Consider the following 12,596-nt stretch of genomic DNA (forward strand, 5'->3'; position numbering starts at 1 on the left):
GGCTTATGGTGTCCTGAAAAAACAGAAAGTGTCAGGTCATCAAAACGACGCTGACATTCTTTACAAGAATATCTCTGTCTGTCAGGCTGTGAATCGTCCTTGCCTTGGCGGGTTATGTCTGAGCTGGCACAGTGAGGGCATTTCACCCCGTCAGGCCAGCGAATCTGGCGTATCTGTTCAAAGCACTTGGCGTTGTCGAGGAGGTCATAAAGTTTCATGACACTTTTGTACAAGAAAACGTCTTCTATTCATAGTCAAATAACTCGTCCTCAACCAGCTCCCCAGAATCCATTAAGAGCCTTTATTTTTTGCACTTTTTGCTGCTTTCAGCATACAGCTGATTCTTCTGATGGAAAAAGCAGACCAGCTGGACAAGGCCACCGCCCAGGTCATTAATGCCAAGCGTCATCAAAAGGCCGCTCCGGTATTGGAAGAGAATTGTCCTGACCTTAATGTTAAAGAAGCCTACCGGATACAACAGAAGACAGTAGACCTGCAATTGCATGAGGGGCAGCGAATTGTTGGTTACAAGGCGGGTTTAACCCATAAGAAAGGCCAGCAAGCCTTTGGTCTTAATGAACCCGTAACAGGCGCTTTGCTCTCCGATGCTCTTTGGCAGGCTGATAGTGACTACTCTGTAAGCCAGGGCAAAAAGTTAATGATTGAGCAGGAGCTGGCTTTTCGGCTGGATAAGGACATAACCCGAGCCGTCTATGATGTGGAAGAACTTCGCTCCTATATCTCGGAAGTAGCTCCCGCTATTGAACTGCCGGACCTTGGATTTACCGGAAAGCCCAGAGGGGTTGATGTCATCGCCAATAATGTTGCCAATAGAGCCTTCCATATTGGGCAATGGCAAACTATTCCGGATAACCTCGACTCTATGAACTTATCTCTGAGCTGCAATGACCAGACTCTGAGTCAGACTCAATCGGGCAATACCATGGAAGGTCAATGGGAAGCGCTACTGTGGATGGTTAATCAGCAGTTTAAACTGGGCTATCCACTTGAAGAAGGACATGTTCTGATGACGGGAAACCTTGTTAAATTGTTGCCCGGTAAGCCTTGCGAATACACGGCGGACTTTGCCAATTTAGGGAAGCTGGAGTTCACTCTTACCCGTTAAAAACAGCCCCTGAGTTACTCAGGGGCTATCTGACTTAGGAGTTGTCTGAAACTCTCAAAACCCGTTCGGGCTGAGCTTGTCGAAGCCCATTACCACCACCCTTCGACAAGCTCAGGGCAAACGGCATCCGAGTAAATCGGGAAATTATCAAGAGACAAATCTTTACTCAGCAAAAGCTCTACCTTCAGCAATTCTACCCCCCAGGGCAGCCAGCAGTGCGGCCGATGACCCCAACGTCATCTCCAGTTGTCTGGCCCAAAGGCAATAGCGCCACAGGTGATAATCCTTGTCGATGCCAGTACCACCATGCAGATGCTGGGATGCATAACTGACGCGGTGCCCGGTATCTCCGGCCCAGATTTTGGCCATGAGGACTTCGTTAGTCGCTTCTTTTTCAGAATCCAGCAGAGACACGGCCTGATAGGTAGTCAGCTTCAGGCAGGTCACATCAATAAAGCAATCTGCCGCCCGATGTTGCACCGCCTGGAAAGAGCCTACAGGCACTCCAAACTGAACCCTCTCACAGGTATAACCTGCTGTAATTTTCGTGGACTGATCTGCCACACCTACCTGCATCGCACAGCTGGCAGCCATTGTTCGCTCGGCAACCCAAAGCGCTGCAGCCTGACCTTCAGACCCAGTCATCAGCACATCTTCTTCTGCAACAAGTGCCCCAGTTAGAACCACCTCATACCAGGGCTCGCGGGTTGTAGAAACTTCCCGGTTCAACTCAACACCATCAGCCTGAGGGTCCAGCAGGAAAACGCCCACTTCATCCCCTACTTTTGCTGTCACCAGAATACGCTCGGCTTTATAAGCAAAAGGCACTGCGATCTTGCAGCCTGTCAGTTTAAAACCTTTACCAGCAGATTCCGCCACAGTAGCAGGAGCAGAAGGGCACTCGGCGAGAGCTTCTAAAAGACCTGCAGTAATCAACTTTTCTCCGGAAACCACCCCAGGCAGTAAACGCTTTTGCTGTTCAGGGGTACCAAACTTCTGAATCGGCAGAGCAGCACTGACCAGTACGGGAATGACCGGTGCAGCGGCAACGGTTCTACCAACCTCTTCAATAAAAAGGCTGAGTTCGGTGAAACCAAACCCCATCCCACCATTCTCTTCTGAGATGGAGGTACCCAAGAGACCCGACTCGGCCAGCTGAGCCCAGAGCTTTTCGTCAAAACGATCTTCCTGCTGATCTATAACATTCAGACGCTCGGTAGTCGAAAGGTCAGTAAGAATCTGGTTAGCCAAATTCTGAACTTCTTTCTGGGTGTCGTTAAATGAAAAATCCATAGTGATTGCTTCCTTCTATCCTGGCTCCGGGCGGCTTATCGTTTAGCTCTGGGCATGCCCAGACCGCCCCGGGCAATCAGGTCACGCTGAACTTCATTGGTACCACCACCAAAGGTAATGATCGAAGCGGTCCGATACAGCTCTTCCAGACGACCATTTAATACAGACCCTTTCGAATCCCTGTGCAGAGTACTGCTGACACCCAACACTTCCGCCAGATTTCGATAAAGCTCAACAAAGAACTCGGTACCGTACACCTTGGCAGCGGAGGCATCTTCCATGGCCAAATTCCCCCGGGTCATTTCAGAGGCCTGTCGATAACAGATCAATTTCAGGGCTTCCAGACCAGCACGACATTTAGCCAGGTTGATCTGAACCCAGGGCTGGTCAATCACTGTTTTACCACCGGGCATCTCAGTGTCGCTGGCCCACTGAGTCACGTCATTGAACAGCTTCAGGAAGGAGCCCACATTAACCAGAGAAAGTCGCTCACGGTTGAGCTGCTCAAAAATCATCAGCATGCCCATACCTTCATCACCCACCAGGTGATCAGCAGGTACACGCACATTGTCGTAATAAGTAGCATTGGTACGAACATCACCCAGAGTATGAACGGGTGAACAGCTGTAACCTTCAGCGTCGGTGGGTACCAAAAAGATGGAAATAGCCGAATGACTTTTCACTTCCGGATCAAAGTTGGTTCGGGCCGCCAGCCAGATGTAGTCAGCATGATGCGCCAGTGAGGTCCACATTTTCTGACCATTGATCACCCACTCATCGCCGTCTTTTTTCGCTGTAGTCTTGAGAGACATCAAGTCGGTTCCGGCACCCGGCTCCGAATAGCCGATCCCCAGCATCATCTTGCCGCCGAGGATTTTCGAAACCAGCTCTTCTTTCATTCTTGCTGTGGCGTATTTGGCCAGAATGGGTCCGACCGATTCAGTCGTCAGGAAAGGGAAAGGAAAGCCCGCCCTCATCACTTCTTCGACAAAGATGAACTGTTCCATCTCACTCAGACCGCGACCGCCCATCTCTTCTGGCCAGCCGACACCAATCCAGCCATCTTTGCCCAGCTTGTCCATGGCCTCCCAAAACAAGGGGCCACCCCCTTCGCCGACAGCCTTGGAGACTTCAGCTGTCAGCTCAGGGGTCATTAATTCACTAAAATAGGCTCGCAACTCCTGACGAAGTGCGTCCTGTTCAGGGGTAAATTCTATTTTCATTGCAGCACCTGAATTCCTTTCGCCCGTCGAAAAGGGCGCAGAGACATTGACTGTCCATGCGCCCCCTCAACTCAGATTGATAACTCAGTCAGAATTAAGCTTCTTCCAGAAGCTCATTGACGTGAGTGATACTGTCGGCGTATTCGAACAAGAGACGCTCAACAACCCGACGACTGGATTCAACGTTATTGATCTGGCCAACTACCTGTCCGACCGGGTTGAACGCCACTTTCTGGCACTCACCCTTGGCAGCATAATGGTGTGTACGACGAATACCGTCAGCTGTTACCAGACCCTGCAGCGGCATACCCAGAGGATCAGGAGTATCTTCACTGGCCCAGGCCTCGGTCCACTCATTCTTCAGCATCCGGCAGGGCTTACCTGTCCAGCTGCGAGAGCGAACGGTATCTTCTGAAGTAGCGCTCAGGTAAGACTCTTTCTGTGCAGGCTCAGCTTCGGCTTCTTCAACGGTCAGCCACAGGGAACCGGTCCAGACACCTTGAGCCCCCAGGCACATGGCGGCAGCCATCTGACGGCCATCACCAATACCACCAGCAGCCAGTACAGGTGTGTCGCCTACAGCGTCAATAATCTGGGGCCAGAGAACGATGGAACCCACATCACCGGTGTGACCACCCCCTTCGCCACCCTGGGCAATAATAAAGTCGAGACCGGCTTCTTTATGCTGAACCGCCTGCTTAACACGACCACACAGAGCACCAATCAATCGACCCGTATCCTGTACCCGCTTGATAATATCTGCAGGAGGAGTACCCAGGGCATTGGCAATCAGGCGACAGTTTGGACGCTCTAGTGCCACATCAATCAACTGGGAAGCAATGGCTTCGTTCCAGCCCAGAAGACCCATTTCGTCGTCTTTATCTGGCCATTCTGGAACACCGTGTTCAGACAGCAGTTTGGCGGCAAAGTCGTGATGCTCCTGAGGCACCATGGCTGAAAGCATGCTCTCCAGCTTCTCAGAGTCCATCTCACCCATGCCTTCGTATTTCTGGGGGATTACAACATCCACACCGTACGGCAGATCACCAATGTGAGCATCAATCCAGTCAAGCTCTTCTTTCAGTTTCTCTGGAGAGAAACCAACAGCACCCAGTACGCCCAGACCACCTGCCTTACTGACAGCAACCACTACGTCACGGCAGTGTGTAAATGCAAATATGGGGGTTTCTATCCCCAGCTTTTTACAAATTTCGGTTTGCATAATACCAGTCCCTTATCTTGTTATTGTTCTATGGTGACAGCACTTAACACCGATTAAGCAGAACAAACAGCTCTACTAGTCGATAAACTGGACGTTTTGATCCAGTTCAGCCCGGCCAACCCTGCACGAGTTGGCAGGATGTTCCTTATCTTCATAGCCAAATGAGATTCCAAACATCAGCTTCATACCAGCCTCCACATCCAGCTCTTCTCTGACCGTGTCACAGGCAAAGCTGAGGGCAGTCTGTGGACAACTGGCCAGCCCATGGGCACTCAGACTGAGCATCAATGTCTGGGCGTACATACCCAGATCCGCTGCTTCACGAATACCAAACTGCTCTGGCAAAAACAGAAAGGCAGCATGGGGAGCTCCAAAAAAATCAAAGTTGCGCATAAAGGCTTCGTGCCTTGCGGCCTTGTCTTCCCTGGCTATGCCCATGGCTGAGTAAAGATCACTGGCAGCGCCATATTGACGCTCTTTATAGATACCTTCGTAGCTGCCCAGATAAGGAAAATCCATCTGGTATAACCCCTGATTCAGAGCGTCCTGCAATTTTTTTCCCAATGCACGACAGCTGTCACCACTGACTACCGCTATATGCCAGGGTTGGGTATTACAATTGGAAGGGGCTCGTGCGGCTTCGGAAAAAATCTGCTGCAACAGCTCAGACTCAGCGCGCTGCTCTGTGAAGGCCCGTACGGATCGACGGTTATCCAGGATCTGTTGAAAAACAGTACTGTGATCGGTGCTCATAGTGTTTGAGGTGCCATTGCTGATCAACGTACACCTTTTGCCTCTGTTTGTTCTCTGCCACAGATTTCACCGAGTTACTGAAAGCTGCTTCGGACACCATGGCTATTGGCTTTTTATTCAAGGCTTTTGACGCATTTAAAACACGTGCTTTACCGTACATACCTTCGTCTGAATCAACAAGGGTATCATCGTTCAAACAGACGATGCCCAAAGGCCAAAACCTCGACAGTGGCGGGCTTTTTTGAAGGTTTACAATTCTGACTTTAACGGTATAGTTAAGTCACTCATCTTAACGCTGTTTACTCTCAAACAGCCATGAGTCGGAATGACAGCTTCGACAAAAATTATAACAAGCGCTGTATTCCAGAAATGGCAGCATTTTCCAAACGGCCATGAGCTTTATTAGCAGCCATGGGCAAAGAAAACAGTTTTGTGAAAATGCAATGCGTCCAATGGATCGAATGAGAATAATAAAAATGACATGGAATTTATCAGCAGGATTCATCCCCTCTGCTCAGAAGACTGCTACGTTTCTTTCTGCCATAGCCCTCTCTGTTTCCGCGGCAAATGCTAACAACCTTCCCCCTGAAAACCCTTATCTTGCCGACTCCACATACCCCATTACCCATGTAACCAGCGCCCAGCAAGGTGCCATCGCTGTTCAGGGCCCAGAAGACAAGAATCGTCGTTTAACTGACAAAGAAAAAGAATACATCTACACCGGCCCAAGCCACCTTATCTTCAGCATTTCCGGACAATACGACAATGGTAAAAGGGTAATCTGGTCTTCAGGGTCTGATCGGTTGATCAAGCAGGATTATGACACCTTTGAAGTCATTGATACCGTCATGCTCCGTGAAGATGAAGGCTGGGATGAAGCCTGGTCCGAAGAGAGAATGGAAAAAGTTGCCTCAGGGTGGGAGCCGCTAAGGATTTATAACGCCCTGCAGGAAATGCTGCGGTTTGCTGAAGCTGGCGGTATCTATCCCATGATGGATGCTGATAACAACTTTTACCTGGGCAGTACTGACGGCACTATTCAGGTTTATGGTGACAGCAAGCCTGATGACCCATCATCCACTATTTCACTAAAACACCGCTACCAGATCAAAGCCCCGGTTACTGGTAAGGTTAATGGTTTCAACATCAGTTATGACGGCTATATCACAGCCGTAACAGACGACGGGTGGATGGTAGCCATGAGTCGGGATTTCAAGGAGCAGTATCAGATTAAGCTGGAAGGCGCTCCGCAAGAATCCTACAACAAGGAAGATCCTCTTAGTGGCTGGGTTCGTAATTCTTTTGCCATGGACCCTAATGGCATGACTTATGTGGTCAGTCGTGACTTTCTTCATGGTGTGAAATGGACGGGTAAAGGCTGGTCTCAGGACGCCAAAGATGGTGCCTGGATAGCCCCCTACTCCAACACTAAAGGCTTTGGTTCAGGTTCCACACCTTCACTGATGGGCTTTGGTCAGGATGACAAACTGGTGGTCATCACAGACGGTGATGAATTGATGAACCTGACACTCTTCTGGCGCGAAGCCATTCCTGAAGACTGGAAAGGACTCCCCGGAGAAGATCGTCGTGTTGCGGGTAAAATTGCCGCCAATATGGCCCGTGAAGATCTGAAAAAGGTGCAATCCGAACAGTCTGTGGCGGTTTACGGTTATGGTGCGGTGATCGTCAACAACCAGCCACCCAGCCTGCCTTTTTATGCTCCTGATATTTTCGCTCCTGTGTTTGTTGGCTTACTGGGCAATGAAGAAGATTATAAGCCTCACGGCATTCAAAAGTTTGTCTGGGATACACAAACCCGAACCCTCAACCAGCAATGGGTGAATAACAATATCAGTTCCCCGAACTCGGTTCCGGTCATTGCCGCTTACAACGACATGATTTACACCGGCGGTGTGCGTGATGGAGAGTGGACACTGGAAGCTCTGGACTGGAACACCGGCACGGAAAAATTCCACTGGATTCTGGGTGATAACAAGTACAACACCAACTTTGCCCCCCTGGCCATTGATCCCCAAGGACGGATTACTTATGGGACTACATGGGGTCGGGTTCGCTTGAATCCAGCCCCCTGAGCCCTGAACAGCATTCAGGCCACTCAGGCCTGAATGCTGATATTCAGTGTTCTTTCTGAAGAGTCATGGACAGGCTGTCACAAGCCCCCTGATAGAGATGCCCTTCCTGTAATATAAACATCGCCTCGATCACATCCTTATCTTTATCCTTAATTAACAGAGGGACACCCTCCACCGACACATCGAAAGCATCAGACACCCCTTCCACTTTTTTGACAGGAACATCAGACATTAAAAACTCACTATCTGCAGATTTGACCGCATCTACACCAACGTTTTTAATAACTCTATCCAGACGAACTCTGGAAAAGTGATCGTTATATCGCTTGCTCGCTGCTCTGTAGAGCTTATCCTTACGCACCAGCTTAACTTCCGAATCCAGACTCAAAGAGGCCCCCTTCAGAATCCAGCTGGGCAACTCAGTGAGACAAGCATCTTCCTGTGAACACCATTTCCCTTCAGACAGTCTTTTCATATAACAACGGGCAGACTGGTTTTCCTTGAACCTCTCAGCAACATTCCCCTCCATCATGACTTTATACAACTTTCTGTAAGTCCCCATTGCGACCTCAGGATTATCTTCTGCAATCACACCTGCATAAGCCATAATTGCGTCCACATTGGCTTGCGTACCCAATTCCGGATCATCTTTCAGGAACTCTATATGCCAAAGCAGACGCTCTACCGAGAGTGTGTTGAAATGTCGTATATCGACTACACTCAGCAAGCTTTCGGCCTTATCTGTCGCTTCTCTCTGCTGATTGAAAAACGCCACCCACTGCTTGTTTTCTGCATAGTTGTCTAACTGTAAAAAGTACTTCCTTAAAGTAAGATCCAGAGGATAGGCAATACAAGCCAGACGCAGGTTTTCGAATTCAAACCGATTACAGAAATCCAAATCAGAACCCACATAATGACCTTTATCATCCATCAGGAACACTGAACCTGAAGAAAATGCATTAGAGGTGCCTTCAGCATCCTGAGGCTGCCTCAAAGGTATTACACTTTGTGTCAGATTGGCCACCAGCTCTGGACTGTCCAACGATCCTGACAGGCCTTGAACATGCTCCACCTGCCACTGGGCCTGCCGCTTCCAAACAGGATCAAGCAGGTTACCATTCATAAACGAAAGCCAGTGGACTCGCTCCCACTTCTGATCAAATTCAGGCAGGAGCAGCAAATGAGCACTCCCTTTAAAATCCAGATAGGTCTTATTACCGACTACACGACACTGAACGGCTTCGTCAGAGTTCATACCTTTCTGAAGAGAGGAAGGCTGGCAACGAAAGCGCCCATCCACTTCAAACAACTGGTTCTGGCCAATCCAGATACTGGCCAGAGCATGATAAGCCACAGCAAATCGATACCCTCCCGGCTGAGCTTCAAAAGAAGGGGTAATGGTAAAACCTCCACGTCCGGGATCAGGCATCAGCGACATAGCCTTATCCTGCCAGTCTACTGAATGAACCAGCCCCAACCATGCCCTTCTAGACGGTAAATCTTCCCACATCCCCTCACAACCATTAACCAGTCCTTCACCGCAAACGGCCATATGGAAACGAATAAATTCAACGTGTTCCTGATAATCAGCACTGCAACCTTTGAAGTGTTTCTGGCAGGAAATAAAGCTGTGATTGAAGGCTTTTACCTTCTTTTTCAGGTCAAACTCAGCAAAAGGCAAATAGTCCTTTGCACTAACCACACCATCCTTTTCCCGGTATTCCATCATGCCCAGAGGCAAGCTCGGATTCATAGACAGAGCCAGAAGCATATTCAATTTGTTCAAATCCCTGTTCTTCTGAAAATAAACAAACAGGTCTGAAAGTTTCTGATAACGAACCAATGTCCGATCATCAGGGGCCTGGGCATAATAGTTACTGAGTATTTGCCACTGTAAAAGTGCCATGAAAGAAACAATGGAACCTGTAACAGCCTGAGAGACGGCACTCCCCCCTTGAGAGAACACAACCCAGTAAACAAGATGATATAAACCCAGGAAAGAAACGCCTGATATCCTTGGGTATTCGGTCATAAAATGCCAGTTTTGCTGCTCAATGCTGACCACAGGACTCAAGCCACTTTGCCTGTTAAACAACCTTTTTTTAGCAGGCCGGGGCCTTTCCAATTGAGTGTGTGCTTTAGCATTACCCTTCTGCTCATCCCACTCTATCAACTGCTGACCATTCGAAACCAACAAACGTTTCGGTGATACACCACCTTGGTCTGATAACCCATAAACTCTTCCGGGAATAAATTTAACAGGCTGCCCACTGATTACACTTGATAACACCTTATGCCAACGCTCGTGACCTTCAGAAACAAACAAATCGTATGGCTCCTCCACATGGTCGGGGACAAGCCCTTCAGGGTTAGCAGGTCTCTGGAGAATGGGTGAGTTCATAACAATTAACTCTTTACTGGCAGCTTTCAGTTTTCTGTTCTCGTATTCCAAAAATCCGGAAAGCCCTGCCTGATCCAGATGGTAAAGAGGTGAAAAGCCAAGATAGCTGACATCTTCAGGGGGAGTAACCCTGCTCAACTGTTGCAGATAATAAACACGGTGCATATCGTGCTGGTACCAGTCCGAGCTCTCTGAAACTTGCTCTATAAGCCAATCAAAACAATTGCCATGGACTTTTTTAGCCGGTTTCCCCAAGGGAAAGCCGCACCAGAGAATCGCCTGACTCAATACATCAAGCCCCCCCATGGAAGCCAGCTCCAACTGCTCATCACTGAAACGCCTGGTCAGTTTCACAGACAGGCTCTCAAGCATTTCTCTGACAACCCCTTCTGCCATTCTGAAGTAAGGCTGATGCTTCACCTTCAAGCCTGGCCAATCAAGATATCCCACCTCGCCATACACCAACCCTTCCAGCTTATCGGGCAGTGTTTTCCTGTAGATATTCTGCAAGGGACCTGATTGATGAAAGATAGAAAATACCGGATGAGGCTGATCTTTGGTCATGACCTTCGCTGACTGCATAATCAGCTGAGCGGCACGATGTTGATCTCCTCCCAGGAGTGACTCACAAGCCATTGAATAATCTCGACTGACGTTGTCTCCTTTACACTGCACATCGACAGAAGCCAACTCGTCGGCAGGCTCGTCCTTAATACTGTCAGAGTGATCCATTGCTTTGGCTTCAGAGTGATCCATTGCTCTCCAATACCAGAGGGTAATACCAATACCTGTGGCAAAGAGCACACCTCCGACCACCACTTTCACTACTGAACGAAGAGGGGTTGATGATATACGCCCTGAAGAGCGGATCGAAGCGGCCTTCTTTTTAAGCAAAATGACAGGCTTTGTAGCTGATTTTTTTGGTTTTCTTGACAAAAACCGGCCTAATTTTTTGACTTGCTCCACAAAAAAATCACTGAGCTTAGACACGTTTTTTCTGAACCAACCGGGTGCTTTCCCCTGTCCATTGCGATCACAGCATTTTGCTGTCATACCAACACTCAGGCCAGCTACTACGCTTTCAGAGCCAGGTGTTTCTATTTCGCTGACTTCGTTTGGCTTATTCTGATTCTTTTTTTTACTTTGATTTCTGAGACTTTGCCCCCCCTTATTGCCCTGCCTTTGATGTGGATTAGCGCTTCTCTTATCTCTTTTTTTCTTCTTACTCTGCGGACCACTCGGCTTTACCTCAACCTTTTCCTGATTTTTCCCATCTTTATCTGGCTGCGAGGATGAAGAAGTCAAATAGTCAGGCTCATCCTTATCCTCATTATGACTAGGAGGGGAGTCGTTCACTGGCTCTTCTACTGGAGTGGGCGGGGGTGTGGGCGGGGGAGTAGCTGAATTTAAAGAATGCTGATCATCAAGTTCCTCTTCATCCTCAGACTGAGGTTTATTGTCAGTTTTGTCATCACTCGATCGAGAATAAGGGCTGTTATTGCCCGCCACCATCAAAGGCGGTTCCTCAACAGGGTGATCATCATTTGACGGTGAATGATTAACTGTCAATTCTATTGAAGGCTCAGAGTTTTCATCTTTGTCTGATTCATCTTTTTTGTTTTCGCCTGCAACTGTCAGATTGCTATCATCAGGCTGAGCCCCTGCGCCAAGATCATTCTTTTGATAATCCTCATTATCAGAAGAGCTTTTATTTTCGTTGTTACCCTCATTCTCTTCGTCACTCTCAATTTCATCAATTATTACGGGCTGAACTTGATTGAACTCCGGATTGAACTCCGGACTGAACTCCGGATTGAACTGCGGATTGAACTGCGGATTGAAAACCAATTGCGGACTGGTAACAGGCACAAATACAATGCCTCCAGGATGGGCAGGCATCTGATGCGGTCCTGGAGGTGGAAACATGTGAGGAGGAATAAAGCCTGCCCCTGTATAACCGGGAGATCCCACCATATGAGACGATATTGGGGGTATCTGACCCATGACTTGGGGAAAATAAAAAGGCTGCTGCTGTAAATGGAAACCTGACTGTGCCTGTATATGCTGATTCTGGATATGAGTTTGAAAATTCATCTCCATAAAGGAAAAAGCAGGAGAACCTTGAGGTATTTGAAAAACCTCCTGCTCAGAAATGGCTATTTCAAAGCCTTGCTCATTAAGAGACCACTGGCCATTAATCAATAAATTATAAGAAGTGCCCGATAAAACATGTACCGCTCCTGATTTCTTGGCCAAGCCAGAAAACTCAAGATCGTCTATAGTCCTGAGAATTTCAATTCCAGCCCATACCTCTCCTTGTACCCCTCCCCCCAGGAAGAGCAATAATACCAGTTGAACAGAAGCCTTTCTGACACACTTGAGCATAGACACACCAAGACTGCGGTTTTCAGGATGCGAATTAAAAGCCCAGTTCATATTAGCGTCAGGAAATGAATGCGTATAAATATTTTTTAAAAAATTATTC

The 12,596-nt window shown here is 48.4% G+C and carries 8 protein-coding genes; 2 read left to right on the plus strand and 6 right to left on the minus strand.

What is annotated here, in order from left to right; all coding sequences use genetic code 11:
• A partial coding sequence (locus tag WG89_RS29220; RefSeq protein WP_172806724.1) for a transposase occupies nucleotides 1-218 on the minus strand: 218 nt, incomplete at its 3' end.
• A gap of 131 nt (nucleotides 219-349) precedes the next feature.
• Between WG89_RS29220 and WG89_RS05855 the strand changes: the two genes are divergently transcribed.
• Nucleotides 350-1,126 carry a 2-keto-4-pentenoate hydratase gene (locus WG89_RS05855; protein WP_062262711.1) on the plus strand — a complete coding sequence of 259 codons (777 nt, stop codon included), beginning with the start codon at nucleotides 350-352 and terminating at the stop codon, nucleotides 1,124-1,126.
• A gap of 162 nt (nucleotides 1,127-1,288) precedes the next feature.
• Here WG89_RS05855 and WG89_RS05860 read toward each other — a convergent pair whose 3' ends face one another.
• The 4 genes from WG89_RS05860 to WG89_RS05875 all read right to left on the minus strand — a co-directional run bounded on the left by WG89_RS05860 (nucleotide 1,289) and on the right by WG89_RS05875 (nucleotide 5,617).
• Nucleotides 1,289-2,419, minus strand: coding sequence for an acyl-CoA dehydrogenase family protein (locus tag WG89_RS05860; RefSeq protein ID WP_062262714.1), 1,131 nt, complete (start codon nucleotides 2,417-2,419; stop codon nucleotides 1,289-1,291).
• Nucleotides 2,420-2,454: 35 nt separating this feature from the next.
• Complete coding sequence (locus WG89_RS05865) at nucleotides 2,455-3,642, minus strand: acyl-CoA dehydrogenase family protein (protein WP_062262717.1); 1,188 nt, start codon at nucleotides 3,640-3,642, stop codon at nucleotides 2,455-2,457.
• Between the two features lie 94 nt (nucleotides 3,643-3,736).
• On the minus strand, nucleotides 3,737-4,864 hold the full coding sequence (locus WG89_RS05870) for a nitronate monooxygenase (RefSeq protein WP_062262719.1): 1,128 nt from the start codon (nucleotides 4,862-4,864) through the stop codon (nucleotides 3,737-3,739).
• 75 nt (nucleotides 4,865-4,939) lie between these two features.
• Entirely contained in the window at nucleotides 4,940-5,617 is a 678-nt protein-coding gene (locus WG89_RS05875) for a nitroreductase (RefSeq protein WP_062262721.1), read from the minus strand.
• A gap of 476 nt (nucleotides 5,618-6,093) precedes the next feature.
• Here WG89_RS05875 and WG89_RS05880 point away from each other — a divergent pair, with 476 nt between their 5' ends.
• Nucleotides 6,094-7,710: a hypothetical protein gene (locus WG89_RS05880; protein WP_062262723.1), complete on the plus strand. Its 1,617-nt coding sequence runs from the start codon at nucleotides 6,094-6,096 to the stop codon at nucleotides 7,708-7,710.
• Between the two features lie 43 nt (nucleotides 7,711-7,753).
• Here WG89_RS05880 and WG89_RS05885 read toward each other — a convergent pair whose 3' ends face one another.
• Nucleotides 7,754-12,547 carry a hypothetical protein gene (locus tag WG89_RS05885; RefSeq protein WP_062262725.1) on the minus strand — a complete coding sequence of 1,598 codons (4,794 nt, stop codon included), beginning with the start codon at nucleotides 12,545-12,547 and terminating at the stop codon, nucleotides 7,754-7,756.
• Between the last annotated feature and the right edge of the window lie 49 nt (nucleotides 12,548-12,596).

The sequence above is a fragment of the Endozoicomonas arenosclerae genome, assembly GCF_001562015.1.
Lineage (GTDB): Bacteria > Pseudomonadota > Gammaproteobacteria > Pseudomonadales > Endozoicomonadaceae > Endozoicomonas_A > Endozoicomonas_A arenosclerae.